The organism is Sandaracinobacter neustonicus (assembly GCF_006385875.1).
Lineage (GTDB): Bacteria > Pseudomonadota > Alphaproteobacteria > Sphingomonadales > Sphingomonadaceae > Sandaracinobacteroides > Sandaracinobacteroides neustonicus.
On the sequence record NZ_VFSU01000028.1, the window covers coordinates 49,874 to 73,945 of the forward strand.

At 67.1% G+C, this 24,072-nt stretch carries 26 protein-coding genes; 17 read left to right on the forward strand and 9 right to left on the reverse strand.

The window, feature by feature from the left end:
• Positions 1-67: 67 nt before the first annotated feature.
• The 10 genes from FJQ54_RS11785 (at position 68) to FJQ54_RS11830 (ending at position 9,034) form a co-directional block, all read left to right on the forward strand.
• Positions 68-478, forward strand: a complete 411-nt coding sequence (locus tag FJQ54_RS11785; RefSeq protein WP_268920583.1) for an endonuclease domain-containing protein — start codon at positions 68-70, stop codon at positions 476-478.
• The gene (locus FJQ54_RS11790; protein ID WP_140928615.1) at positions 475-822 is read left to right on the forward strand and encodes a hypothetical protein; all 348 of its coding nucleotides are present in this window, start codon (positions 475-477) and stop codon (positions 820-822) included. Before FJQ54_RS11785 ends, FJQ54_RS11790 begins: the two co-directional genes overlap by 4 nt.
• Entirely contained in the window at positions 822-1,562 is a 741-nt protein-coding gene (sufC, locus tag FJQ54_RS11795; protein WP_140928616.1) for a Fe-S cluster assembly ATPase SufC, read from the forward strand. Before FJQ54_RS11790 ends, sufC begins: the two co-directional genes overlap by 1 nt.
• A complete protein-coding gene (locus FJQ54_RS11800) occupies positions 1,559-2,284 on the forward strand; it encodes a SufD family Fe-S cluster assembly protein (protein WP_140928617.1) in 726 nt (241 codons plus the stop codon). The genes sufC and FJQ54_RS11800 overlap by 4 nt, the downstream gene beginning before the upstream one ends.
• Entirely contained in the window at positions 2,263-3,507 is a 1,245-nt protein-coding gene (locus tag FJQ54_RS11805; protein WP_408006025.1) for a cysteine desulfurase, read from the forward strand. The genes FJQ54_RS11800 and FJQ54_RS11805 overlap by 22 nt, the downstream gene beginning before the upstream one ends.
• Positions 3,504-3,962: an SUF system Fe-S cluster assembly protein gene (locus tag FJQ54_RS11810; RefSeq protein WP_140928618.1), complete on the forward strand. Its 459-nt coding sequence runs from the start codon at positions 3,504-3,506 to the stop codon at positions 3,960-3,962. The genes FJQ54_RS11805 and FJQ54_RS11810 overlap by 4 nt, the downstream gene beginning before the upstream one ends.
• Entirely contained in the window at positions 3,959-4,321 is a 363-nt protein-coding gene (locus FJQ54_RS11815; protein WP_140928619.1) for a HesB/IscA family protein, read from the forward strand. The genes FJQ54_RS11810 and FJQ54_RS11815 overlap by 4 nt, the downstream gene beginning before the upstream one ends.
• A gap of 10 nt (positions 4,322-4,331) precedes the next feature.
• Positions 4,332-5,189: an N-formylglutamate amidohydrolase gene (locus FJQ54_RS11820; RefSeq protein ID WP_181160126.1), complete on the forward strand. Its 858-nt coding sequence runs from the start codon at positions 4,332-4,334 to the stop codon at positions 5,187-5,189.
• A 1,240-nt stretch (positions 5,190-6,429) separates the two neighbouring features.
• Positions 6,430-7,083, forward strand: a complete 654-nt coding sequence (locus FJQ54_RS11825) for a YoaK family protein (RefSeq protein ID WP_140928621.1) — start codon at positions 6,430-6,432, stop codon at positions 7,081-7,083.
• Between the two features lie 16 nt (positions 7,084-7,099).
• The gene (locus FJQ54_RS11830; RefSeq protein ID WP_140928622.1) at positions 7,100-9,034 is read left to right on the forward strand and encodes a S9 family peptidase; all 1,935 of its coding nucleotides are present in this window, start codon (positions 7,100-7,102) and stop codon (positions 9,032-9,034) included.
• 199 nt (positions 9,035-9,233) lie between these two features.
• On the opposite strand, the gene FJQ54_RS11835 is transcribed toward FJQ54_RS11830, so the two are convergent.
• Positions 9,234-9,869: a queuosine precursor transporter gene (locus FJQ54_RS11835; RefSeq protein ID WP_140928623.1), complete on the reverse strand. Its 636-nt coding sequence runs from the start codon at positions 9,867-9,869 to the stop codon at positions 9,234-9,236.
• Positions 9,866-11,233, reverse strand: a complete 1,368-nt coding sequence (locus tag FJQ54_RS11840; protein ID WP_140928624.1) for an MATE family efflux transporter — start codon at positions 11,231-11,233, stop codon at positions 9,866-9,868. Before FJQ54_RS11840 ends, FJQ54_RS11835 begins: the two co-directional genes overlap by 4 nt.
• A gap of 77 nt (positions 11,234-11,310) precedes the next feature.
• On the opposite strand from FJQ54_RS11840, the gene FJQ54_RS11845 reads away from it, so the two are divergent.
• Both FJQ54_RS11845 and FJQ54_RS11850 read left to right on the forward strand, forming a co-directional pair.
• Complete coding sequence (locus tag FJQ54_RS11845; RefSeq protein WP_140928625.1) at positions 11,311-11,556, forward strand: DUF2312 domain-containing protein; 246 nt, start codon at positions 11,311-11,313, stop codon at positions 11,554-11,556.
• Positions 11,557-11,693: 137 nt separating this feature from the next.
• On the forward strand, positions 11,694-12,434 hold the full coding sequence (locus FJQ54_RS11850) for a hypothetical protein (RefSeq protein ID WP_408006027.1): 741 nt from the start codon (positions 11,694-11,696) through the stop codon (positions 12,432-12,434).
• 15 nt (positions 12,435-12,449) lie between these two features.
• On the opposite strand, the gene FJQ54_RS11855 is transcribed toward FJQ54_RS11850, so the two are convergent.
• The gene (locus tag FJQ54_RS11855) at positions 12,450-12,947 is read right to left on the reverse strand and encodes a GNAT family N-acetyltransferase (RefSeq protein WP_140928627.1); all 498 of its coding nucleotides are present in this window, start codon (positions 12,945-12,947) and stop codon (positions 12,450-12,452) included.
• A gap of 94 nt (positions 12,948-13,041) precedes the next feature.
• On the opposite strand from FJQ54_RS11855, the gene FJQ54_RS11860 reads away from it, so the two are divergent.
• The 3 genes from FJQ54_RS11860 to ruvA are packed head-to-tail and all read left to right on the forward strand — an operon-like array spanning position 13,042 to position 14,863.
• Entirely contained in the window at positions 13,042-13,782 is a 741-nt protein-coding gene (locus FJQ54_RS11860; RefSeq protein WP_140928628.1) for a YebC/PmpR family DNA-binding transcriptional regulator, read from the forward strand.
• A complete protein-coding gene (gene ruvC / locus FJQ54_RS11865) occupies positions 13,782-14,267 on the forward strand; it encodes a crossover junction endodeoxyribonuclease RuvC (protein ID WP_140928738.1) in 486 nt (161 codons plus the stop codon). The genes FJQ54_RS11860 and ruvC overlap by 1 nt, the downstream gene beginning before the upstream one ends.
• Positions 14,264-14,863 carry a Holliday junction branch migration protein RuvA gene (ruvA, locus tag FJQ54_RS11870; RefSeq protein ID WP_140928629.1) on the forward strand — a complete coding sequence of 200 codons (600 nt, stop codon included), beginning with the start codon at positions 14,264-14,266 and terminating at the stop codon, positions 14,861-14,863. The genes ruvC and ruvA overlap by 4 nt, the downstream gene beginning before the upstream one ends.
• A 438-nt stretch (positions 14,864-15,301) precedes the next feature.
• Here the strand turns inward: ruvA and FJQ54_RS11875 are convergent, their stop codons facing one another.
• Together FJQ54_RS11875 and FJQ54_RS11880 are read right to left on the reverse strand one after the other, a co-directional pair.
• Positions 15,302-15,526, reverse strand: a complete 225-nt coding sequence (locus FJQ54_RS11875; protein ID WP_140928630.1) for a putative hemolysin — start codon at positions 15,524-15,526, stop codon at positions 15,302-15,304.
• A 1-nt stretch (position 15,527) separates the two neighbouring features.
• Positions 15,528-16,634, reverse strand: coding sequence for a dipeptidase (locus tag FJQ54_RS11880; protein WP_181160127.1), 1,107 nt, complete (start codon positions 16,632-16,634; stop codon positions 15,528-15,530).
• 37 nt (positions 16,635-16,671) lie between these two features.
• On the opposite strand from FJQ54_RS11880, the gene ruvB reads away from it, so the two are divergent.
• Positions 16,672-17,703 (forward strand): Holliday junction branch migration DNA helicase RuvB, encoded by a 1,032-nt coding sequence (gene ruvB, locus FJQ54_RS11885; protein WP_140928632.1) that lies wholly within the window; start codon positions 16,672-16,674, stop codon positions 17,701-17,703.
• Positions 17,704-17,713: 10 nt separating this feature from the next.
• On the opposite strand, the gene FJQ54_RS11890 is transcribed toward ruvB, so the two are convergent.
• From FJQ54_RS11890 to FJQ54_RS11900, 3 genes are all read right to left on the reverse strand, one after another.
• Positions 17,714-18,793, reverse strand: a complete 1,080-nt coding sequence (locus FJQ54_RS11890; RefSeq protein ID WP_181160128.1) for a M48 family metallopeptidase — start codon at positions 18,791-18,793, stop codon at positions 17,714-17,716.
• Positions 18,762-19,874 carry a DUF898 family protein gene (locus FJQ54_RS11895; RefSeq protein ID WP_140928634.1) on the reverse strand — a complete coding sequence of 371 codons (1,113 nt, stop codon included), beginning with the start codon at positions 19,872-19,874 and terminating at the stop codon, positions 18,762-18,764. The genes FJQ54_RS11890 and FJQ54_RS11895 overlap by 32 nt, the downstream gene beginning before the upstream one ends.
• Before the next feature lie 116 nt (positions 19,875-19,990).
• Complete coding sequence (locus FJQ54_RS11900) at positions 19,991-21,424, reverse strand: lipopolysaccharide biosynthesis protein (protein WP_181160129.1); 1,434 nt, start codon at positions 21,422-21,424, stop codon at positions 19,991-19,993.
• A gap of 73 nt (positions 21,425-21,497) precedes the next feature.
• Here FJQ54_RS11900 and FJQ54_RS11905 point away from each other — a divergent pair, with 73 nt between their 5' ends.
• Positions 21,498-22,838, forward strand: coding sequence for an MFS transporter (locus tag FJQ54_RS11905; RefSeq protein ID WP_181160130.1), 1,341 nt, complete (start codon positions 21,498-21,500; stop codon positions 22,836-22,838).
• A 9-nt stretch (positions 22,839-22,847) separates the two neighbouring features.
• Here the strand turns inward: FJQ54_RS11905 and FJQ54_RS18015 are convergent, their stop codons facing one another.
• Complete coding sequence (locus FJQ54_RS18015; protein WP_140928637.1) at positions 22,848-23,942, reverse strand: GGDEF domain-containing protein; 1,095 nt, start codon at positions 23,940-23,942, stop codon at positions 22,848-22,850.
• Positions 23,943-24,072: the final 130 nt, after the last annotated feature.

A 24,072-nucleotide genomic window follows, 5' to 3' on the forward strand; every position in this document is an offset into this window, starting at 1 on the left:
AACGCAAACCCCTCCCCTTCAGGGGAGGGGCAAGGGGTGGGGGCTATCCGCAGACACAAGCTCGGTTCTGCAATCCCGGGCGCGCGACATGCGCAACAATCCGACCGAACCGGAAAAGCGCTTGTGGCGGAACCTCTCGAACGGCCAGCTTGCGGGTCACAAATTCCGTCGGCAGGCGGTGATCGGCCCCTACATCGCGGATTTCGTTTGCCCGTCGAAGCGGTTGATCGTTGAAGTCGATGGCCACACGCACGCTGCGGGGCGGGACGCCGTGCGGGATTCGGCACTTGCGGCACAGGGTTATCGCGTTCTGCGCGTGAACAATGACGATGTGATGCGGAACATGGAGGGGGTTCTGCGGGTGATTTCCGATGCGCTGGATGAGCAGGCGGTTGCGCGTGCGGATGGCCCCCACCCCAACCCCTCCCCTGAAGGGGAGGGGCTTTCTCGTGCGCACCTGGAAGGGAGCGTCGGATGAGCCTGTTCGCCCTGTTCCTGCTCGCGCAGGCCGCCACCACGCCGCCGCCTGAAGCTGCGCCGGATGACGGCGACGAGATCGTCATCCTCGCCCGCAAGCTGAAGCTGGTGCAGGTGCATTTGCTGCGCACCGGCCATGGTCAGCCGGGCATCTGCACCATCCAGAAATCCAGCGGAGACGCAGAGGTGGACAAGCTGACGTGCGAAGCCGCCGTCGCCTGCACGCTGAAGCTGCCGTCCCGCTCCACCCCGCCTGCCGAGATGACCGCCTGCACCCGCGAGGAGCAGGCCCGCCGTGTCGAGGAACTGGCGGACAAGCGCATGCAGGAAGACAAGAACAACTGATGCTGGAAATCACCAATCTTCACGCCAAGGTCGGCGACCGCGAAATCCTGAAGGGCCTCACGCTTTCCGTGAAGGCGGGCGAAGTCGCGGCCATCATGGGGCCGAACGGCGCGGGCAAGTCCACGCTGGCGCATGTGCTGGCGGGCCGCGAGGGCTATGAAGTGACCGCAGGCAGCGCCACCTTCGAGGGGGCAGATCTGCTCGCGCTGGAGCCGAACGCGCGCGCCGCCGCCGGGCTGTTCCTTGGCTTTCAATATCCGGTGGAAATCCCCGGCGTTTCCAATCTGTTGTTCCTGCGCACCGCGCTGAACGCCCAGCGCAAGCTGCGCGGCGAAGCCGAAATCTCCGGCGCGGAATTCCTGAAGCGCGTGCGCGAGGAATCCGCCGTGCTGGGGCTGGATATGGAGATGCTGAAGCGCGGCGTGAACGTCGGCTTTTCCGGCGGCGAGAAGAAGCGCAACGAGGCGTTCCAGCTGGGCATATTGCAGCCGAAATTCGCCCTGCTGGATGAAACCGATTCCGGGCTGGATATCGACGCACTGCGCATCGTTTCCGAAGGCATCAACCGCTTCCGTTCGCCCGAACGCGCCGTGCTGCTGATCACCCATTATCAGCGGCTGCTCGATCATGTGAAACCCGATGTGGTGCATGTGCTGGCGGGCGGCCGCATCGTCGAAACCGGCGGGCCTGATCTCGCGCTCCGGCTGGAAGCGCAGGGCTATGAAGGCATCGCTGCATGACAGCCCTTCCCACCCGGAAGAGCGAGGAATGGCGCTATGCCGACCTGAAGGCGGTGGAGGCGCTGTGGCCACCACCACCCGCCCGCCTGATCAGCATTCCAGCCGGGCAGGTGCGCGAGGAAGTCGTGCGCGTAACAGATGGCGGCATCCATGATCTGCGCGTCGAACTGGCGCCCGGCGCGCGGCTGGCGCTGGTGATCCTCGTGCAATCCGGCAGCTACGCCCGCGTGGCCGTGCAGGCGCGTCTGAAGGCGGGCGCGCATCTGGATCTCGGCGGCATCCTGCTGGGCGCTGGCGATGCGACGCAGGAAATCGTCACCGATGTCCGCCATGACGAGCCCGGCGCGGACAGCCGCCAGCGCATCCGGCTGGTGCTGGATGAGCGCGCGACCGGCAATTATCTCGGCCGCATCGCCGTCGCCCGCGATGCGCAGCAGACGGACGCCGAACAATCTGCCCGCGCGCTGGTGCTGAAGCGCACCGCGACTGCCAATTTGCGGCCGGAACTGGAGATTTTCGCCGACGATGTGAAATGCGCCCATGGTTGCACCGTGGGCGAGCTGGACAAGGCGGCGCTGTTCTACCTCGAATCGCGCGGTATCCCGCGCGCCGAAGCACAGGCGCTGCTGACCCGCGCCTTCGTCGCCGATGCGCTCTCCGGCCTTGCGAACAGCGAGGCGCTGGAAGTCGAAACCGGCGCATGGCTGGGTGCGCGCGCATGATGCCGCTCGCCGCCCATTTCGCTATCGCCCCCGCCCTGCTGGACCTGCGCGGCGAATTCCCCGCTTTGCCCGAGGGCTGGGCCTATCTGGACGCCGCCGCCACCGCGCAGAAACCCCGCGCCGTGATCGAGGCCATCGAACAGGCCTATGCCCGCGATTATGCCACCGTGCATCGCGGCGTCTACGCCCGCTCCGCCCATATGACAGAGGCCTATGAAGCCGCGCGCGAAGCCGCCGCCCGCTTCATCAATGGCCGGGCGGATGAAACTATCTTCGTGCGCGGCGCGACGGAGGCGATCAACCTCGTCGCCAACAGCTGGGGCGATGCCAACATCGGCCCCGGCGACCGCATCCTGCTGACGCAACTGGAGCATCACGCCAATATCGTCCCCTGGCGGATGCTGGCGGACCGCACCGGCGCGGAAATCGACGTCGCCCCGCTGACGGAGGATGGCCGCATCGACGAAGCGGCGCTGATCGCGCTGATCGGCCCGGCGACGAAGCTGGTCGCGGTTGCCCATGTTTCCAACGTGCTGGGTTCCGTGGCGGATATCGCCAAGATCGCCGCGTCCGCCCATGCCATGGGCGCGAAACTGCTGGTGGATGGCTGTCAGGCCGCGCCCCGGCTGGCGGTGGACGTCGTCGCGCTGGGCGCGGATTTCTACGCCTTTTCCGCGCACAAGCTCTATGGCCCCACCGGGATCGGCGTGCTGTGGGTGCGCAAATCCATCCTCGACACCATGCCGCCATGGCAGGGCGGGGGGGCGATGATCGACGAAGTGCGGTTCGAACGCGTCACCTACGCCAGCGCCCCGCAGCGCTTCGAGGCGGGCACGCCGCACATCGCGGGCGCGATTGGCCTGCACGCCGCAATCCGCTGGGTGGAAGGTGTCGGCATCGAGGCCATCGACGCGCACGAACGCGCGCTGCTCGGCATCGCGCGCGCCGAACTCTCCCGCCTGAACAGCGTCCGCCTGTTCGGCCCGGCGGACAGCGCCGGAATCCTCAGCTTCGCCGTGGGCGCTATCCACCCGCATGATGTCGCCACCATATTGGACGAAGGCGCGGTCGCCATCCGCGCCGGGCACCATTGCGCCCAGCCGCTGATGCGCTGGCTGGGCGTGCCCGCCACCGCGCGCGCCAGCTTCTCTGCCCACAGCACAGAGGGCGACGTGGCGAAACTGGTGGCCGGTATTGAACGCACACAAAGGATCTTCGGATGAGCGAAACCCCCGAAATCCGCCGCTTCGAGGTGGAACTGGTGGAGGAGGCCCCAACCGTGCCCAAGGCCCCGCCGCTGGCCGCCGAGCCGCGCCAGCGCGATTATTTAGACGGCTTCCTGAAGGAACGCCCGCCCATGATCGAGGCGCTGGAAGGCGAAACGCTGAAGGATCAGGTGATCACCGCCCTGCGGGACATTTTCGATCCGGAAATCCCGGTGAACATCTATGATCTGGGCCTGATCTATGGCGTGGACGTGGATGAAGGCCATGTCACCATCACCATGACGCTGACGACGCCGCACTGCCCGGTCGCCGAATCCATGCCGGCCGAAGTGGAACTGCGCGTCATGTCCGTCCCCGGCGTCGCCACCGCAGACGTCAACCTTGTGTGGGATCCCCCGTGGAACCCGGCGAACATGTCTGACGAGGCCCGGCTGGAGCTTGGAATGCTATGAGCACAGACACGATCACCCGCCGCCCGCGCCCCGCGCCCATCAGCCTGACGCCCGGCGCGGAACGCCGCATCGCCGATCTGATCGCCAAGGCCCCCGGGCCGGTCGCGGGGGTGCGCCTCTCCACGCCCAAGCGCGGCTGCTCGGGCCTCGCCTATTCCATCGATTATGTGGAAACCGCGAAGCCGGGCGACGAGGCAATCGAAACCCCCTCGGGCACGCTCTATGTCGATGGCGCGTCGCTGCTCTACCTCATCGGTTCGGTGATGGATTGGGTGGAGGATGATTTCACCGCGGGGTTCGTGTTCAACAATCCGAACGCCAAGGGAATGTGCGGCTGCGGAGAATCCTTCACCATATGAAGGTGTTGGCGTGACGGCCCCCTATCGCCTCACCGGCGCGCTCGATGGCAGCCGCCCGATCCTGCTCGCCTCGCCGCACAGCGGCACGCATATGCCCGCCGATTTCCTCGCCGCGACCCGGCTGGATGTCCGCTCGCTCCGCCGCATCGAAGATGCCCATGTCGGCGCGCTGCTTGCGCCTGCCGCCGCCACCGGCCTGCCGCTGCTGGAGGCCGTCCACAGCCGCGCCGTGATCGATCTGAACCGCGCCGAGGACGAGCTGGACCCGTCCATGTTCGTGGGGCAAGTCACCCCCGTCGCCCGCATCACGGATCGGGTGCGGCGCGGCTATGGCCTGTTCCCCCGCGTCGTCGCGCCGAACCAGCCCATCCACCACGCCCGCCTGCCCGCCACCACCGGCACCGAGCGCATCGCCCGCCTGCACCGCCCCTGGCACGCCGCCATAGAGGCCGCGCTGGCCCGCACGCTGGCCCGCCACGGCCATGCCGTACTGCTGGACGTGCACTCCATGCCCAGCCTTGAAACGCCCAACGCGCCCGCGCTGGTGCTGGGCGATCTGCACGGCCGCAGCGCCGCGCCCGCGCTGGTGGACTGGCTGCACAATGCCTTCACCACGCACGGGCTGAAGGTCGCGCGCAACAGCCCCTATGCCGGGGGCTACACCACGGAACGCCATGGCCGCCCGCTGGCAGGCGTGCATTGCGTGCAGCTGGAATTCGATCGCGCGCTCTATATGGACCCGGCGCTGCTGAGGCCCCACGCCGGTTTTGCCCCCCTTGCGGCGCAGATCGCAGCCGTGCTCTCCGATCTGGAATCGGCGCTGCCGCAACTCGGCCTGAACCAGCCGCTGCCGTTCGCCGCCGAATAGCAACGGCCTGCCAGCGGCCATTCCGGCCCCCGCGCCGAACGGCTTGTCTTTGGCACCGGTCGGCGCTGCCCCGCTGGCGCATCATGTTACAAAGGTTAACAGCAACTCATCTGATTTTGGGTTAATCAGGGTCTACCACCTCACTCGGGCAAACCGGGGAGGCCAAGGTCAATAAAACCCGTAATCAGAACAATATGGGGTCGTCGCTATGAACAAACCGATCATCGCAGCACTTGTCGCAGCCGGAGCAGCCGCCCCCGTGCTCGCCGCAACCGGTGTCGCGCCCGATCCGTCCAGCTGGATGATGCTGGCTCTGGGCGCAGTCATGGTCGGTCTGACAGCAAGCGGCAGACACCGCAGAACCAGTCGGGTCGCGGAATAGCAGTTTACTGGCAGCCTTTGGGTCGCACCACAGGGCTCGGGCGGGCCGCTCCTTCGCAGAAGGGGCGGCCCGTTTTACGTTTGGGGCTGGGTTTTTCGCCTCCGGCGGGCAGGGCTCTGCCCTGCACCCGGCAGGGAAATGATTTCCCTGCACCCTCTACATTTGCGTTTCGCTGCAACTCCAACTTCGTGCGCGTGATCAGATTCGATTGCCTGCGGCGCTAGGAAGCCCTCTCCCCCTGCAAGGGGGAGAGATGGAGAGGGGGTGTCACCACCGGGCCTGATCCGCTGACATCCCCACCCGCTCAGCCTGAGCCCTGAGCTTGTCGAAGGGTCGAAGGCCCCACAGAAACCCACCAACCTCCCCACACCCACAACCGTCACCCCGGACTTGATCCGGGGTCCAGCTTTCCATCCGCAACGTTGGAGAAGAAAGCGGGTCCCCGGATCAAGTCCGGGGTGACGTGTGGAGAGGAGAGCGGAACACGCCCCAAAGCGCCGCAGGCAATAAATCCCAACCTCACGCCCGGCGGATGGCCCCCACCCCAACCCCTCCCCTCGAAGCGAAGCTGACGCGAAGCGTCAACGGGAGGGGCTAAAATAATGTCGGGGGTGCAGGGGCGTCACGCCCCTGCCGGGTGGCGGGCAGAGCCCGCCCCGCCGGAGGCAAAAACCCCGCCCACCCCACCCGGTTCACGATCCGTCACACACAAACCCCCACAAACGCGCTAAACACACAGACATCGTCACGACCGCCACCGTGGCCAGCGGTGGTTGGGCAGGAAGGGGCCGCTCGAAAGGGCGGCCCCTTTTCTGTTGCCCTTTTCCCTGCCCCCGCGAAGCCGCTAAGGTCCGGGCCATGCAGTTGCTGGATCGTCCGTCTCAGGCGCTCGCCGCGAGTCTTGCGGCGCTTGCCGGTTTTACCGATGCCATGGGATTCCTCGGCATGGGCGGCTTTTTCGTTTCCTTCATGAGCGGGAACAGCACCCGTGTCGGTGTCGGCCTTGCCAGCGAAGCGGCGGCGGCGGCGGTGGCGGGATCGCTGGTGGCCGCCTTTGTCGCGGGTGTCACCGCCGGCTCGCTGGCGGCGCGCGCGGCCGGGCGGTGGCGCAAGCCGGGGGTGCTGCTGCTCGTCACGCTGGCGCTGGCGCTGGGGGCGTTGCTGCATCAGCCCGGCGCTGCTCCGGGGGCGTTCCTGTTCGTCGCCTTCGCGATGGGGGCGGAAAACATGGTGTTCCAGCGCAACGGCGAAGTCGCCTTCGGCCTCACTTACATGACGGGCACGCTGGTGAAGATCGGCAGCCGGCTGGCGGATGCCCTGACCGGCGGGCCGCGCTGGCAGTGGCTGCCCTGGCTGCTGCTGTGGGCGGGGCTGGTGGCGGGCGGCACGCTGGGGGCCTTTTCCTGGCTGCGCTTTCAGGCAGGCGCACTGTGGCTGGCGGCGGCGTTCGCGGCTGTGCTCACGCTTGCCAGCGTGGCCATCGTCCAGCACAAGTCCCGCCGAACCGCCTGAAGCGAAAGCCTTTCACATGCGCCAGATCATCCTTGCCCTGTTGCTTGCCGCCGCCGTTCCGGCCACGGCGTCTGCGGTGGAAACCCGGCAGCAGGGCAGCGCCCGGCTGGAAAATGTGCCGCCCGTGCCTGCCGAGGTAACGGCGGCGGTGCAACGCTACCAGATGAACCGCGCCGCCGAGTTCGAGGATTGGCTGGCGGATGGCTCCATCCTGATCGGCACCCGCTTCGGCGCCACCCGGCAGTTGCACCGGGTGACGCAGCCGGGCGGCGCGCGCACCCAGCTCAGCTTCGGCAGCGAGCCGGTCGCCTCCGCGCTTGCCATCCCCGGCACGGATCGCTTCGTCTACAGCCGCGACACGGGCGGCGATGAATGGTTCCAGCTGTTCCTGCGGGGGGTGAACGGCCCGGCGCGGCAAATCACCCAGCCCGGCACGCGCAATCAGGGAACCGTCGTCAGCGCCGATGGCCACCTGCTGGTGTGGGCAGAGGCGCGCAAGGGCAGCGCCGGCTATCGCATCCTCGGCCTCGATCCCGCCACGGACGCCCCGGCGCGGGAACTCTACCGCTCGGATGGCGCCGTCACCCCGGCCGCCATCGCGCCGGATGGCGGCAGCCTGATCATCACGCGCAGCCTCTCCAACCGGGAGAATCAGCTGTTCAGTCTGAACCTCGCCACCGGGGAAGCCAGCCGCATCGCCCCGAAGGCCCCGCCCGCCCGTTATGAATCGGTGCGCTACAGCCCGAACGCGGGCAAGCTGCTCGTCATCTCCGATCGCGAGTCCGACACGCGGCAACTGGCGGAGCTGGACATGGCGACCGGCGCGCAACGGGTGATCGCCCCGCCGCCTGCGCAAGGCCGCAAATGGGATGTGGAGGAATTCGCCCTTTCGCCGGACAAGCGCACGCTCGCCTATGCGCAGAATGAGGATGGCTTCTCCCGCCTGCACCTGATCGATTTCGCCAGCGGCGCGGCGCTGCCCGCGCCCGCGCTGCCGAACGGCGTGCTGCAGGCGCTGTCCTTCTCGCCCGATGGCAAGCGCCTCGGCCTCGGCTTCACCAACGCCACCTCAGCCGGAGACGTGTGGATCTGGGACATCGCAGACGGCAAGCTGGTGCGCTGGACCACGTCCGAACTGGGCGAGCTGGACCCGGCGACGCTCGCCGAACCGCGCCTGATCCGCTTCAAATCCTTCGACGGCGAATCCATCCCCGCCTTCGTCTATCGCCCGAAGGGCGTGGCGGCGGGCGTGCGCACCCCGGTGATCATCGACATCCACGGCGGCCCGGAATCGCAGAGCCGCCCGGTGTGGAACTATGGCGCGCAATATTTCGCCGATGCGCTGGGCGCGACGGTAATCCTGCCCAATGTGCGCGGCTCAGACGGCTATGGCCGCCGCTACCTGAACCTCGACAACGCCGCCAAGCGCGAGGATTCGGTGAAAGACATCGGCGCGCTGCTGGATTGGGTGAAGGCCCAGCCCGATCTCGATCCCGCGAAAGTCGCCGTCTATGGCCAATCCTATGGCGGCTATATGTCGCTGGCCGTGATGACGCATTATTCGGATCGGCTGGCGGGCGGCGTCGCCCGCTATGGCATCAGCGATTTCGCCACCTTCCTCAACAACACGGAAAGCTACCGCCGGGACAACCGCCGCGCCGAATATGGCGACGAGCGCGATCCCGCCATGCAGAAAGTGTTCGCCCGCATCTCGCCGATGGCCAATATCGGCAAAATCACTAAGCCGATGCTGATCATGCAGGGCGCGAACGATCCGCGCGTGCCGCAATCCGAATCCGATCAGGTGGTGGCGAAGCTGCGCGCACAGGGCAATGAGACCTGGTATGTGCTGTTCGCAGACGAAGGCCATGGCTTCCTGAAAAAGCCCAACAACGATCTGCGCCGCGAAGTGGAAACGCTGTTCCTGCAGAAATTGTTCGCTCAACCCTGATCGGGCCTGAAGGCTAGAACCCCGGGGCCGCGTCCGACCCCGGGGCCTCTTCCAACCCTAGCGGAAGAGCTCTGAACGAGGCTGACGCAGCAAGAAGGGTGCCAGTTGCCCTTGTTTTTCCCAAGCTGCTGGAATCCCCGGAAAAGGCGTTAACCATGTTTCCGAGCCGTGGGAGCGAATTGTAAACTGTCCCGACAGGTCAGTTGCGGTCCATCCTCCGCCCGACCGCCACCGCCAGATAGAGCAGCGGGATCGCCAGCCCCCACACCAGCGCCTTGGCCGCCAGCTGCCCGCCGATCACCGGCAGCAGCGGAAATTTGCCGTAAAAGGCGATAGTCACGAAAATCAGCGTGTCCACCGTCTGCGCTACGAAGGCCGCCACCGTCGCCCGCACCCACAGCATATGCCCGCCCGGCTGCCCGCGCATCCATGTGAAGATCGTCACGTCGAGCGTCTGTGAAATGCCATAGGCGACGATCCCGGCCAGAATCAGCCGCATCGAACTGCCCATCACCTGCTCGGCCACCGCCTGCCCGTCCCACCCGGCGGCGGGCGGCAGCGCCAGCACCAGCTGCATCAGCCCCACGGAAACCAGAAGCGGCACAAAGCCCATCAGCACCATGCGCTGCGCCACCGGCCGCCCATGCAGTTCGGCGGTGGCGTTCGTCACCACGATTGCCAGCAAAAAGCCGAACACCCCGCCCGGCACCGCCAGCGGCCCCAGCTTGATCAGCTTGAAGCCCAACACGCCGGCCACCACCAGCAGCCCGCCATACAGAACCGCGAACTGCTGCAGCGATTTCGCCGGCTTTGTGTCCACGCTTGCGTCGCTCATCCGTCCACCTGCTTCATCCGATCCCCCAGCCAGTAGAATCGCGCCACCAGTGCCGCGCCCGATATCAGGCTCGCCACGATAACGGCCCAGATAATGCCGTCGAGCCCAAGCCCGCGCCCGATCGCCAGCCACCATGCCAGCGGGATCATGATCAGCACATAGCTGATGAAATGCATCCCCGTGGGCCACCAGATGTCACCCCGCGCCCGCAGCGCATAGGATCCCACCACCTGTGCCCCGTCGGCCATGAAGAACAGACAGGCCAGCAGCAGCGCGCCGCCTGTCATCGCCAGCACGGCGGGATCGCTCGAATAGGCCTTCACCACCAGTTCCCGATCAAAAAACACCAGCAGCGTCAGGATCAGCAGCGCCGCCAGCGCCAGCTGCAGCCCCATCGCAAAGCAGCGCCGAACCAGCGCCACATCGCCAGCACCCACCGCGCGCGAGACAAGCACGCCCGTCGCCGCCGCGATCCCCAGCGGCACCATGAATACCGCCGCCGCCACGTTCAGCACCACCGCCCAGGCCGCCACCACCATCACGCCCAGCTGCGCCGCCACGAAATTCATGCCGGAAAACGCCCCCGCCTCGATCGCGAACGACACGCCGGAGGCATAGCCGATCCGCCGCTGCTCCCGCGCCTCTGCCCGATCCGGCGGGCTGCGACGGAATACCCCCACCTGATGCGCGCGCGGCCAGCGCCACACCCACCATGCCAGCATCGTCAGCAGGCACAGCCGCGCCACCAACGTCACCCACGCCGCCGCCACCGCGCCCTGCACCGGGAAGGGCGATGTCCCCGGCACCAGCCACAGCGCCAGAGCCAGATTGATCGCATTGGCCGCCCACATCGCCGCCATCGGCACCTGCGGCCGCCCTTGCGCCTCCAGCCAGAACCACATCGAATCCGCCAGCAGATAGGGCGTCAGGCTTAAGGAAAACACGATCAGCGCCGCCGTCGCACCGGCGGCAAGCCCCGGTTCCAGCCCCATGTTGCGCAGCACCACCGGCCCCAGCAACACCAGCCCCGCCGTAGAGGCCAGCCCGATCAGCAGCGCATACAGCAGCCCCCGCCGCAGCACAGCGCCGGTCTTTTCCGGCTGCCCCGCGCCGATGTGCCGCGCCGTCATCACCTGCACGCCCAGCAGCAGGCCGATCCCCGCCACCAGCACCGTCACCGTCGGCGCCCAGCCCAGCGCGTGATAGCCCAGCTCCACGGCGGAAAAATGCCCCACCACGATGGCGTCCGTCAGCCCCATCGCCATCACGCCCAACCGCGACAGCACGTTCGGGCCAGACAGCTTCAGCAGCTCCCGGTATGTGCCCTCCGGCGCTCCCTCCCTGTTGGCGACAATCGCGTCCATCGGCGGCGCATAGCGATGTTGCCCCGTTTGGCAAAGCGCCCTAGCAATCGGCCAAACATCCGAATCGAAGGAATCCCATGTCGAGCGCGAACGTCTCCGCCGAGCAACTGAAGCTGTTCATCGAACGCATCGAAACCCTGGAAGAAGAAAAACGCGGCATCGCCGACGACATCAAAGACACCTACGCCGAAGCCAAAGCCAATGGCTACGACGTGAAAACCATGCGCACCATCGTCCGCCTGCGCAAAATGGACACCAACGCCCGGGCGGAAATGGAAGCCCTGCTGGATACGTATAAGGCCGCGCTGGGTCTGGAGATCTGAGGCTTTCGGACATGCGGCGCTGTCAAGCAGCCCGGTCTGGGGCACATTAACTCTAAATTGTCTTTTGGTTCCGATGGACAATCAGACATCCAGCTTTCATGCTGACGGTCAAAATTTGTAAGGGTTGAGTGGAACAGATGAACCGGGTTGTTCTTTCGTGCGCCGCTGCTTTGATGTGTGGTGCGCCGGCATATTCCGCTGTGGTGATGGATCAGTCGGCCGTTGTCGAAGCGTCGCCAAGCTTCGCCTTCGGCTGGTCCAACACATTTCTACAGCCGAGCTTTGCAGTTGGCAGGTTGGGGCAGATGCAGTCGATTACGGCCGGAAAGAGCGGGTTGTTAACGCGGCTAGATCTGCAAATCGCAAATAGCGGACATAACCTGTCGCTCCCGTTCAGCATCAGTCTTGTGTCGGGAGAGCCCGGTGTCGCGGGTCTAATCGACGTTGTCGGTGCTCTAGATTTCCGACTGGGCGACACTCCTTTCATCACTGATGTTGAGTCTGGGAGCTTTTTCTCAGTCGATGTCAGTTCATTTGGCTATAAAGTCGTGCCCGGTCAGAAATTCAGCATTCTGCTGATGCTGCCAAATTTTGATCTGGGGCCGACGTCTCCGACAGTAACGGGGCCCCGCTGGGCCTATGGCCTGACGCCGGAGGATGGTTCCTATTACCCCGAAGGCTTCCTTGTATATGAAGGCGGCTTCAACACGTTGATTGATAGCAATGGCAATCGGTCGATATCTGGCTCTGATCGCGGTTTTCGAACCTATGTGGATGTCAGCGGCGTGCCGGACGTGTCTTCGTGGGCTTTGATGATTATGGGCTTCGGCCTGGTTGGATTCAACGTTCGTCGTCGAGGAGTTGCCGTCGCAGCCTGATCGATCAGCGCTCATTTATCGGCTGGCTGGCCCCAACCCCCGAAACATCACCAGCGCATCCACAAACCCCAGCGCCGGATGCCGGAACGCGCCGGGCAGCCGCCCCACCACCTGAAACCCCAGCGATTGCCACAGCCGCACCGCTCGCTCGTTGGTGCTCACCACGAAGTTGAACTGCATCGCCCGGAACCCCCGCGTTGCGCCATGCGCCAGCGAATGCAGGCACATCGCCCGCGCCACCCCGCGCCCGGTCGCACTCGCCGCCGTCATGTAACCGCAGTTCGCCACATGCGCCCCGCCGCCCGCCTGATTGGCGCGAATATAATAGGTGCCCAGAATCTCGGCCCCATCTTCGGCCACGAAGGTCTCCCGGTCTGCGCCCAGCCAATAGGCCAGCGCCTCGGCCTCGCTCAGCGCCGGGTCCAGCGCATAGGTTTCGCCTGCGCGGATAGTCGGCAGGATGATGGCGGCGATGGCCCCGGAATCGGCGGGGGTTGCGGGGCGGATGTGCATGGCGCCGTGGTAGGGCCGCCATGGCCGCGCGGCAACGTCCGGGCCTGCCCGCACGATCTTTTCAAATCGCCGCTACTTCCCTAAAGCGCTGCCCATGGCAGGTCATTCCAAGTTCAAGAACATCATGCACCGCAAGGGTGCGCAGGATGCGAAGCGCTCCAAGGTCTTCTCCAAGCTGGCGCGGGAAATCACCACTGCGGCCAAGGGCGGCAATGCCGATCCGGCGTTCAATCCCCGGCTGCGGGCCGTCATCGCGGCGGCAAAGGCCGTCTCCATGCCGAAAGACAATATCGATCGCGCGCTGAAAAAGGCCGAAGGCGGCGACGCGGAAAATTACGAGGAAATCCGCTACGAAGGCTTCGGCCCCGGCGGCGTCTCCGTGATCGTCGAGGCCCTGACGGACAACCGCAACCGCACCGCGACAGACGTGCGCACCGCCTTCTCGAAGAATGGCGGGAATGTCGGCACCTCCGGCTCCGTCTCACACGGGTTTGAACGGCTCGGCCTCATCACCTATCCTGCTTCGGCCGGAAGCGCGGACAAGCTGTTCGAAGCCGCGCTGGAAGCCGGCGCGGACGATGTGGAATCCGGCGAAGACGAACATGAAATCTGGACCGCGGCAGACAGCCTGCACGAAGTCGCCAAGGCGCTGGAAGCCGCGCTGGGCGACAACGCCGGTGCCAAGCTCGCATGGCGGCCGAAAGAGTGGGTGGAAGTCGGCACGGAAACCGCCCAGCAGCTGCTGAAGATGATCGACACGCTGGAAGATCTGGACGACGTCCAGAATGTCTACGGCAATTACGACGTGCCGGACGAGGTGTTGAGCCAGCTGTGATCCGAATCCTCGGCCTCGACCCGAGCCTGTCCAGAACCGGCTGGGGCCTGATCGGGGCCGAGGGCAACCGGCTGGTGCACATCGCCCATGGCGCGATTCCCACCCGCGCCGCCGATCCGCTGCCCGCGCGGTTGAAAATTCTGCACGACGGCATCGCCGCCCTCATCGCCGCTCACGCGCCGCAGGAAGCCGCCGTGGAGGAGGTGTTCGTGAACAAGAACCCGCAATCCACCCTGAAGCTGGGGCAGGCGCGCGGCGTGGTGCTGCTGGCCGTGGGGCATCTCAGCGTGTCTGAACATGCCACCCGGCTGGTGAAAAAGGCGCTGACCGGCACCGGCGCTGCCGAAAAGGCGCAGGTTGCCGCCATGGTTGCCCGCATCCTCCCCGGCTGCGGCCCGATGGGCGAGGATGAAGCCGATGCACTCGCCGTCGCCATCGCGCACGCGCACCTTCGCACCGCCACGCAAATGCGGGTTTCCGCATGATCGCCAGCCTGAAAGGTACAGTTCAGGCCATAGGCGCGGACCATGCGGTGATCGAGGTGGGCGGTGTCGGCTACCTCGTGCAGGCCTCTGGCCGGACACTCTCCGCGCTGGAACCGGGCGCGGGCGTGTTCCTACTGGTGGAAACGCAGGTCCGCGAAGACGCCATCACACTGTTCGGCTTCGGCACGAGCCACGAACGGGACTGGTTCCGCCTCCTCACCGGCGTGCAGGGCGTCGGCGGCAAGCTGGCGCTCGCCATCCTCGGCACGCTCGCGCCAGACGAAATCGCCCGCGCCATCACGCTGGACGACAAGGCCATGATCGCCCGCGCGCCGGGCGTCGGCCCCCGCCTCGCCGTGCGCATCCTCACCGAACTGAAAGGCAAGGCTCCCGCGGCCGGCGGCCTCTCTGAACGATCTCCGCTCAACGCCGCGCGCCCCCACTCCTCCGAAGCGGACGCCATCGCCGCACTGGAATCGCTGGGCTTCCGAACAGCCGAAGCCGCCCGAGCTGTGGCACAAGCCCTGCGCGACCTCGGCGAAGACCAATCCACTCCCAATCTGATCCGCGAGTCGCTGAAACGCGCAAGCCGGTAGGGGCGGGCGGGGGCGGGGGTTTTTGCCTCCGGCGGCCAAGGGCTTTGCCCTTGGAACCCAGCAGGGACATGATGTCCCTGCACCCTCAACATTTGCGTTGCGTCTGAACTCCCACGTCGTCTGAGTGATCAGATTCGACTGCCTGCGGCGCTACATAGCCCTCTCCCCCTGCAAGGGGGAGAGTACGAGAGGGGGTGTCACCGCCGGGTCTGATCCACAACGGTCGAACACGCACAGCGGGAAGCGCCGCAGGCCATAAACTCCCAACCTTGCGCCAAGCGGATGGCCCCCACCCCAACCCTCCCCTGGAAGCGAAGCTGACGCAAAGCGTCAACGGAAGGGGCTTAAAAAACTCCGGGGGTGCAGGGGCGTCACGCCCCTGCCGGGTGCCGGGCAGAGCCCGGCCCGCCGGAGGCAAAAACCCCCCGCCCACCAAATTCATCCCACCGGCTTGGCCGCCCGGAACAGCGCCCATTCCTCCACCACGCGCCCGTCCGGCAGGTGGCACCAGCCGGTTTGCCCGCCCGGCCCGTTGCGGATTTCCAGCTTGCCGCCCTGATCCGTGCAATATTTCGAAGCTGGATTCGGCATGCCGATGGGCTTTTCCGGCGGTTCCGGTTGCGAACAGGCGGCCAGCAGTATCAAGGGCAAAAGTCGTTTCATCTCACCCGCCCCACACATCGCGATACAGCCGCAGCCAGTTGGTTCCGAACAGCTTTTCCAGCTTCGCCTGCCCATGGCCGCGCGCGGCCAGCAGGCTGGCGAGATAGGGGAAACGATCCAGCCGGTTCAGTTCCAGCACCAGCGGCAGCACGTCCGGGCCTTCGCCCGGCGCGGCGAAGCCCATTTTGCTGCGATATTCATACTCCTCGCGCGCGCGTTTCCATGTGTCGTCGGTGATCGGCGTGGGGATGGGGCCATTGTCTGTGCCGATGGCGACATGGTCTTCGCCGCAGACTTTCCACGCATGTTCGATGTGAGTGATCACGTCGGCGGCGGTGGCTTTGCCGTTCGGCACAAGGAAGGGCATGAAGTAGATGCCGACCACGCCGCCCTTGTCCGCCACGGTTTTCATGTCGGCGTCGAAGGCGTTGCGGGGGTGATCATGCAGGTCGCGGCAGCCGGTGTGGCTGATGCTGGGCGGGCGCTTCGCCTGTGCCAGCCCTTCGCGGATGGTGTTCGCGCCGCCGTGGGAGAGGTCGAACAGCATTTTTTCCGCCTCGATCCGCTCGATAGTGGCCTTGGCGAGGCGGGAGAGGCTGGCGTTGGCGGGCTCCAGCGAGCCGTCGCCCGACAGGTTGCGGAGGTTGTAGGTGAGTTGCACGCAGCGGACGCCGCGTTCCTTCAGCTTCCCCACCCGATCCAGATCGGAGCCGATCATGGCGGTGTCCTGCGTGCCGTAGAGGATGCCCAGCTTGCCCGCCTTCTTCGCGGCTTCAATGTCTGCAGCGGTTTTGATCTTCACCAGCACGTCCGGGTTGGCCGCAAATACGGAATCATGATCGTCCATGAAGCCGTTCACCTTTTCCCAGATATCGGGCTGGTTACCCACCGGCACCAGCGTGGTGCGCATGGTGGAAAGGCCGGTTTTCCGAAGCTCGGCGATCGCCCGGTCAGACAGCCGGGTCTGATCTTCGGGGCCGTAGGGATCGCTGAGGCCGGAAAGGCCGTCGATCACCAACGCGTTGGCGAACCAGCCCGGCGGCTTCGCCAGCGCGGGGACGGCAAGAGTCGCGGCACCCGCCGCCAGCAAAGTTCGACGTGTGAGCACTCTTTCATCCCCTGTATGCGCTGCTAAGGGTTTGACGATGGACGATGCGGACAGGCTGATCAATCCGCTGAAGCGGGCCGACGATGCGGATGCGGCGCTGCGGCCTAAGACGCTCGCCGATTTCGTGGGGCAGAAGGCCGCGCGGGAGAATCTGCGCGTGTTCATCGACGCCGCCCGCCATCGCGGCGACGCGCTGGATCATGTGCTGCTCGCCGGGCCGCCGGGGCTGGGCAAGACCACGCTGGCGCAGATCGTGGCGCGGGAAATGGGTGTGGGCTTCCGCGCGACATCCGGGCCGGTGATCGCCAAGGCGGGCGATCTCGCCGCGCTGCTGACCAATCTGGAACCCAACGACGTTCTGTTTATTGATGAAATTCACCGGCTTGCGCCGCATGTGGAGGAAATCCTCTATCCCGCGATGGAGGATCGGGCGCTGGACATCATGATCGGCGAAGGCCCCTCCGCGCGATCCATCCGGGTGGATCTGCCGCCCTTCACGCTGGTGGGGGCCACCACCCGCTCCGGCCTTGTGACGCAGCCGCTGCGAGACCGTTTCGGTATTCCGGTGCGGCTGATCTTCTACACCGAGGATGAGCTTCATTCCGTGGTGACACGCGCTGCCGGGCTGCTGGGGCTGGCGCTGAGCGAGGACGGCGCGCGCGAAATCGCGCGGCGCGCGCGCGGCACGCCGCGCATCGCCGGGCGGCTACTGCGCCGGGTGCGCGACTTCGCCGCCGGACGCAGCGAACCGGTGAATTCCGCCTTCGCCGACAACGCCTTGAACCGGCTGGAGGTGGACCGGCTGGGGCTGGACGCACAGGATCGGCGCTACCTGTGGATGATCGCCGACCTCTACAAGGGCGGGCCTGTCGGCATCGAAACGCTGGCGGCGGGCCTGTCCGAAGCGCGCGACACGCTGGAAGATGTGGTGGAACCCTATCTGATCCAGACGGGGCTGGTGGCGCGCACCGCACGCGGCCGGGTGCTGAACGCCGGGGCGTGGAAGCATCTGGGGCTGAAACCACCCGCCGGGCAGTCGGAACTGCCTCTGGAGGCGGACGGGGAGTAGGCGAGGGGGGTCAGCGCCCGGCCTGATCCGCACCCCCCGCACACGCCCCGCGCACCGCCGCCCAATCCGCCGCGCCCATCGCCGGGCTGCCTGCGCGCACCCCTCCGGCGCGGATGGTGGCGAGCCGTTCGGCGTCTGCCGGGTGGGTGCTGGCCCAGTCGCCCAGCCCGCTCAGACGGGTGGGGGGCGGTTGGGTGGAGAGTTGCCGTTCGAAAAAGGCCTCCAGACCAGCGCTGGAGATTCCGGCTGTGGCCAGCGCGGTCAGGGCGAAGCTGTCGGCTTCGCGCTCGCCGTCGCGGGTAGCGGCCAGCATCAGGCCTAGGTCGGCCAGATGGCCGCCGTCTCCGGCGATGGTTCCGGCCAGCAGGGAAAATCCATGCACACGCAGCAACGCGCGGGTGGGGTGGTGGTGGGCGACATGCCCCATTTCATGCGCCAGCACCCCGGCCAGTTCGTCCGGGCCGGATGCCGCGTCGATCAGCCCGCGCGTCAGCACGATCTGCCCGCCCGGCCCGGCGAAGGCGTTGGCCAGCGGCCAGTCCGCCAGCGTGATGGTCAGCGGCATCGGCGCGTCGTCCGGCGGCGTCAGTCGCGCCGCCAGCCGGGAAAGCGCCGCGCTGGCCTCTGCGCTGTCGCAGCGGCGGTTGCCCACGATCTGCCGCACCATGTCGCGCCCCAGCGGTTCCGCCACGGCATCGGGTAGCAGCGGCGCGGTCTGCGCCAGCAGCAGGCCGCCCCACAGCCACAGCCCGGCGGCGGCGGCAGCGATCCCGGTAGCCGCCATGGCGGTCAGCCGCAGGTCGCGCGGTTGCATGTCGGCGTTGCTGGGAATTCCGGCCAGCCATGCGGGCGGCAGCGGCGGCTCGGCGATCAGCCGCCAATCCGGATTCTGCACATGCCCCAACACGGTGCGGCGCGCGCCCGATGTCAGTTGCCGCAGTTCGCGCCGCGCCAGTAGTGCGTCGACGTCTCCGCTCAGTTGCAGCCCGCCCGCCCATGGGCTGATCTGCACCAGATGCCGCGTGGCGGTTTCGCCATCGAACAGCCAGGCGGCGGCTTCAGATCCGGCCGATGGCGAAGGCGTCGGCAAGCCCGTCCCCCTGCAACGGAACAGACAGCACCGATTGGCGCACGCTGCGCGAATCCAGCTCCCCATAGAGCAACAGGTGATCCATCCAGAAATGCCACAGCCGGAAGCGCAGCAGCAGCAGCCCCACCCCCAGTGTCAGCACCGCCCAGCCCAGATTGCCCGCATAGAAGCGCAGCCAGTCCCCGGCGGTGGCGGAAAAGCCGAAGCGCATGCCGCCCACGCTGGTCGCGCCCAGCGCCTCCTGATGGAAATGCGCGCGATAACCCAGCATCAGGAACACCGAGGCGACCAGCGCGATGGCGAGATAGCCGCCGGTTTCCACCAGCGCGAAGTTCGCGCCGTTATCCAGCATCGCCCCGGTGCCCGCCCCGCTGAGCATGCGCCACAGGATTTCCACCCCTTCCCAGCCCATCGCAAAGGCAAGGCCGAAGGCAAGGATGGAGCCGAGATAGGCGGGCCAGAAGCTGCCCGTCAGCGTGCGCCAGTCCACATCGGCGCGCACCTGCAGATTGCCATACATCGCCGCACCCCACAGCGCGTTCCAGCGCTGCGCGTCGGCATAGGGGGTGGCAAAGCCCAGAGTCACAAGGTTCAGCAGCACCAGCCGCAGGTTCAACCACGCATAGGCCAGCCCATCCCCCGCCATGCCGGCGCGGATGCCGCGCCAGCTGGTGCGGCTGAGCATGTAGCGGCGCGAGCGATAGACGGCGAAGCCGAACAGCCACACCAGCCCCAGCATGATCGCGCCCTGCGCCGCAAAGGCCAGCCAGCCCATGCCCATCCCGCGCAGCACGCCGATCGCCAGAGTGAGCAGAGACAGCGGTGCCAGCAACAGCAGGAACACCAGCAATGCGCCCAGCAACAGCTCGATGCCGCGCCCGCGATAATCCAGCGGATCGCCATCCACCGTGGTTTCCGCCCACAGCCAGCGGCGGATCGCCGTTTTCCACCAGAAGCGGTGCAACCCCAATGTGAAAATCGTCAGCGCCAGCCGCCCCAGCTGCGCCTTGAACCATGGGCCTTGCTGCCCTTCGAACCGCACCCGGTCACCGGCCGGGCGTCCTGCTACGCGCACATCCATGTCAGCCCCTTATCCGGGCCCGGCTGGTTGCCCCCGCTCGGGCCGCGCCCACCTTCCGGCGGGCAAGGCGGATGCTATGCTGCCGCGGCCCTTGTGAAAAGCCCAATAGTGGCGGGTCAGCCATGCCCCCGCCGCAACAGCGCCCGATCCGCCGGTGCATAGCCGAAGCGCCAGATCAGCGCCGCGAACAGCAGCAGCACGCCCGGAATGGTCAGGATCATCTGCGGCAGTTCGGGCAAAGCGCGCGCCGCCCAGCCAAAGGCAAAGGCCACTGCCCCCGCCCCCAGCAGGCTCCAGCGCCACATCCCCACGGATGCGCCAAGTGCCCGGCCCAGCAGCAACTGCCGCGCCACCGCGCCCGCCACCAGCGCCAGCATCAGCGCGCCCGCCGCCCCGGCACCGCCGAATTTGGGCACCAGCAACAGGCTCAGCAGCGCCTGCAACGCCAGAGTTGCGGCCGCCACCACCAGATTCACCTTGGGGCGGGTGTAGATCAGCCCCATCTCGGCAAGGCTGCTGCCCGCCGCCGCCAGTTCGGCGCACAGCAGCAGCGCCAGCACCAGCCCGCCAACCGCGAACTCCGGCCCGAACAGCCCCAGCACCCCCTCGCCCGGCAGCCCCAGCGCCAGCACCACCGGCAACTGGAAGCTCAGCACCCAGAAGCCCACCTGGTTGAGATGCGCCGCCGCCTCGTGCGGCCGCCCCTCTTTCACCGCCTTGGAGAGCATCGGCGCAAGGATCGGATCGAAGCTGACGCGGATTTTCCCCGCCAGAGAGGCCACCTGCTGCGCCACATAATAAAGCCCCACCTCCTGCGGCCCGGCGAAGCGGCCAAGGATGAACAGGTCCAGCCGCCGCGTACTCCACTCCACCAGATCGGCCCCGGCCAGCGGCAGGTTTCGCCAGCCCATCCACGCCATCCGCCCGACGGAGGGCCGCCAGCCGTCCGGCCAGCCGAACTCCCTGACGGCGGGCAGCACAGAGGCGGTCACGGCTGCCAGCAGGCTTAGCCAATAGGCGATCAGCAGCCCCCATTGCTTCGCGGCGGTGAAGGCCAGCAAGGTCGCCGCGATCGTCAGCACCCATGGCTCGATCACCGATCGCGCCCGCACCGCCACCTCGATCCGGTGGCGAAAGGCCAGCCCTGCCAGAGAGATATCGGCCATAACGATTGCAGGCACGATCAGCGCGAAGCCCCGCGCCGCGCCGGCGCGCTCCAGCCCCGGAAACATCAGCCCGGGGAACAGCCACAGCACCGCCGTGCCCAGCGCCGCCAGCGCCAACCCCAGCAGCCAGCCGTCGGCCAGCACATGCCGCTCGTCGCGCCCGCCACGCGCCATTTCGGCGGAAAGCCCGCGCTTCAGCCCCAGCGTCGCCAGCGCCGCCACAAACTCCACCACCATCACCGCATAGGCGAAATAGCCAAGCTCCTCCGCGCCATACAGCCGCGCCGCCAGCACGAGGAACGGGAAGCGCGCCGCCAGCCGCAGCAGGAATCCGGCAAAGTTCGTCCGCCCCCCGCGTGCCAGACTTCCCGCTGCTTCATTCATCACCATGGCCCTAGCGTCCGCGCCCCGCTTCCGGCAAGAAGCCGCGCCGGAGGTCCGGGGGGAGGATACAGGTTTGCGTGTCCGTCTGAAGCATCTGCTCGCATGGTGCGGGCCGGGAATTCCGGTCGCAGCGCTGGGCGTCCCGCTCGTCATCTACCTGCCGCCACATTATGCGGGCACGCTGGGGCTGCCGCTCACCACCGTTGGCCTCATCTTCGCCATCGTGCGGATGGTGGATATCCCATTCGATCCGCTGCTGGGTGCGCTGATGGACCGTACCCGCAGCCGTATCGGCCAGTTCCGGCCATGGCTGCTGGGCGGCGCGCTGCTGCTGTCGCTTGGCACATGGCTGATGTTCATGGCGGAACCGGGCGTCGGCGCGATCCGCACTGCGGTTGCCCTTTTCATCCTCTATCTGGGTTATTCGTCGATCCAGCTCGCGCAGGTCAGCTGGGGCGCGTGGCTGTCGGCGGATTATGGCGAACGCGCCCGCATCTTCGGCTTCTGGACAGCGTCGAACGTGCTGGGCAACCTCTCGGTGCTGTTCATCCCGCCGCTGCTGCTGGTGCTGCTGCCCGGTAGCACCGCGACACAGGGCATCCACGCCATCGGCTGGTTCATCCTCGCGCTGATCCCGATCACCATCGCCATCGCCGTCAGCACTGTCCCGGAAGGGGAGGCTCCCGCCCCGACGCACGGCTTTTCCGCCCGCGCGGCGCTCGCCGTTTTGTCAGACGGGCGGATGAAGCGGCTGCTGCTGGCAGACCTGCTGCTGTCCATCCTGCCCGGCATCACCGGGGCGCTGTTCCTGTTCTATTTCACCCGCGCGCGCGGCTATCCGCTGGAAACCGCCTCGCAGATCCTGCTTTGCTATTTCGTCGCGGGCCTTGTCGCCGCGCCGCTGTGGATCAAGCTGGCGCAGCGCAAGGGCAAGCACCGCGCCGGTCTCCTCGCCGCGCTATGGCTTGGGATCGCGCCGCTGTCGCTGCTGCTGATCGCGCCGGGCAACCCGCTGGCGGATGCCATCGCCATTGCCATCGGCGGGCTGCCCTATGCCGCGCCCCCCTTCCTGCTGCGCGCCATGCTGGCAGACCTGAACGACGCGCAGCAGCTGGACGCGCGCGAATCCGGCACCCCTGCGGGAGAGACGACGGGCCTGTCGTTCGCCCTGCTCACCGCCACACAGAAGCTTGGCTATGCCATCCCCGTCGGCCTCACTTATCCGCTGCTCAGCCTGATCGGCTTCGATCCGCTCCCTGACGCCGCCAACAGCCCGCAGACCCTCGCCAATCTGCAGCTGCTGTTCCTCGCCCCGCCGGTGATCCTCGGTCTCGCCGCCGCCGCCCTGCTGGCGCGCTGGCCGATCAGTGCGGACCGCCACGCGGAAATCCGCGCCCGCCTCACCAACGGCTGAGCCACGCCCCTAGGCGCGCGCGGCGGGCTTTTCCGGCATCACCCGGTCCCGCCCGGCGCGCTTCGCGCCATAGAGCGCGGCGTCGGCCCGGTCGATCAGGCTGTCCGCACTGTCATCTGCGCGCAGCTGAGCCACCCCGGCTGAAAAGGTCACCCGGCCCAGCACCTGCCCGTCGTCGGCCTTGCGCAACACCTGCCGCGCCAGCGCCGCGCGGGCGGCGTCCACGGCGGCTGCGGCCTCCGGGGTGGAAAGGCCGGGCAACAGCATCAGGAATTCCTCGCCGCCATGCCGCCCCGCCAGCGCCCCATCTCCGGCGGCGCGGCGCGATTGCGTCTGCAGATGGCTGGCCACGCAGCGCAGAACCTCATCGCCGATGGCATGGCCCCATTGATCGTTGATGCGCTTGAAATGGTCGATATCGGCCAGCGCCACGGCCAGCGGTGTGCCGCCATCGCGCGCGGCCTTCACCGCCTTCTTCATCGCGTCCAGCAGCCCGCGCCGGTTGGGCAACCCCGTCAGCGGATCGGTGCGGGCGGCCCGCTCGGCGCTGTCCAGCCGCTCCAGCAGGCGGCTCGTTTCCAGCGCGGCGGTGGCGATATCGGCCTCCATCCGCCGGTTGGCGGCCATCATCAGCGCATTGGCACGGCGCAGCGTCTGCACCATCGCCCCCAGCTGCCGCACATCGCGAGTCACCGCCATCGCCTCGTCTTCGGCGGACAGCGCCTCGTCATAGGCCTTCAGATCGCTGCGACCCCGGTCCAGCCCGCCCGCCAGCGCAGCCGCGCTCGCCTGCGCCGATTCCAGCAGCGCCTGCACCTCGGCGGCGGCGATATCGCCCAGATGCTGGCGGCGCAGCTCTTTCACCACGCCCGCATCCAGCATCCCGGCGGCGCGGCGGGTGTTCAGCGCGCGGGACAGCGCCGGATCGGCCCCGGTGGCGTGCAGCCAGAACAGTTCATAGGTTTCCGGGTCCGGTGGCAGGCCGGTTTCCACGAACAGTCGCCGCACAGCGTCGAAGTGCATCAGCGCCGGATGCCCCTGCCCGCGCATATCGGCGGGATCGTCCGCCTCCCGCAGCGCCGATAGCCCGCCCGTCTGCTCCATGTCCGCCCTTTCCGGCTGTTCTGATCATAGGGTGACGTAACGGCAACTGCCCCCAGTCCCTTAAAGCACGACTGAAGGGGTGCTTGCCGCATCGCTCCCCTCGTTCTAACAGGCTCGCGCATCCCCACGC

Excerpts from the sequence above, each read along its gene's own strand:
- FJQ54_RS11790 (WP_140928615.1), top strand. The coding sequence starts at position 475 with ATGAGCCTGTTCGCCCTGTTCCTGCTCGCGCAGGCCGCCACCACGCCG.
- sufC (WP_140928616.1), top strand. The coding sequence starts at position 822 with ATGCTGGAAATCACCAATCTTCACGCCAAGGTCGGCGACCGCGAAATC.
- FJQ54_RS11800 (WP_140928617.1), top strand. The coding sequence starts at position 1,559 with ATGACAGCCCTTCCCACCCGGAAGAGCGAGGAATGGCGCTATGCCGAC.
- FJQ54_RS11805 (WP_408006025.1), top strand. The coding sequence starts at position 2,263 with ATGGCTGGGTGCGCGCGCATGATGCCGCTCGCCGCCCATTTCGCTATC.
- FJQ54_RS11810 (WP_140928618.1), top strand. The coding sequence starts at position 3,504 with ATGAGCGAAACCCCCGAAATCCGCCGCTTCGAGGTGGAACTGGTGGAG.
- FJQ54_RS11815 (WP_140928619.1), top strand. The coding sequence starts at position 3,959 with ATGAGCACAGACACGATCACCCGCCGCCCGCGCCCCGCGCCCATCAGC.
- FJQ54_RS11825 (WP_140928621.1), top strand. The coding sequence starts at position 6,430 with ATGCAGTTGCTGGATCGTCCGTCTCAGGCGCTCGCCGCGAGTCTTGCG.
- FJQ54_RS11830 (WP_140928622.1), top strand. The coding sequence starts at position 7,100 with ATGCGCCAGATCATCCTTGCCCTGTTGCTTGCCGCCGCCGTTCCGGCC.
- FJQ54_RS11835 (WP_140928623.1), bottom strand. The coding sequence starts at position 9,869 with ATGAGCGACGCAAGCGTGGACACAAAGCCGGCGAAATCGCTGCAGCAG.
- FJQ54_RS11840 (WP_140928624.1), bottom strand. The coding sequence starts at position 11,233 with ATGGACGCGATTGTCGCCAACAGGGAGGGAGCGCCGGAGGGCACATAC.
- FJQ54_RS11845 (WP_140928625.1), top strand. The coding sequence starts at position 11,311 with ATGTCGAGCGCGAACGTCTCCGCCGAGCAACTGAAGCTGTTCATCGAA.
- FJQ54_RS11850 (WP_408006027.1), top strand. The coding sequence starts at position 11,694 with ATGAACCGGGTTGTTCTTTCGTGCGCCGCTGCTTTGATGTGTGGTGCG.
- FJQ54_RS11855 (WP_140928627.1), bottom strand. The coding sequence starts at position 12,947 with ATGCACATCCGCCCCGCAACCCCCGCCGATTCCGGGGCCATCGCCGCC.
- FJQ54_RS11860 (WP_140928628.1), top strand. The coding sequence starts at position 13,042 with ATGGCAGGTCATTCCAAGTTCAAGAACATCATGCACCGCAAGGGTGCG.
- ruvA (WP_140928629.1), top strand. The coding sequence starts at position 14,264 with ATGATCGCCAGCCTGAAAGGTACAGTTCAGGCCATAGGCGCGGACCAT.
- FJQ54_RS11875 (WP_140928630.1), bottom strand. The coding sequence starts at position 15,526 with ATGAAACGACTTTTGCCCTTGATACTGCTGGCCGCCTGTTCGCAACCG.
- ruvB (WP_140928632.1), top strand. The coding sequence starts at position 16,672 with ATGGACGATGCGGACAGGCTGATCAATCCGCTGAAGCGGGCCGACGAT.
- FJQ54_RS11895 (WP_140928634.1), bottom strand. The coding sequence starts at position 19,874 with ATGGATGTGCGCGTAGCAGGACGCCCGGCCGGTGACCGGGTGCGGTTC.
- FJQ54_RS11900 (WP_181160129.1), bottom strand. The coding sequence starts at position 21,424 with ATGAATGAAGCAGCGGGAAGTCTGGCACGCGGGGGGCGGACGAACTTT.
- FJQ54_RS18015 (WP_140928637.1), bottom strand. The coding sequence starts at position 23,942 with ATGGAGCAGACGGGCGGGCTATCGGCGCTGCGGGAGGCGGACGATCCC.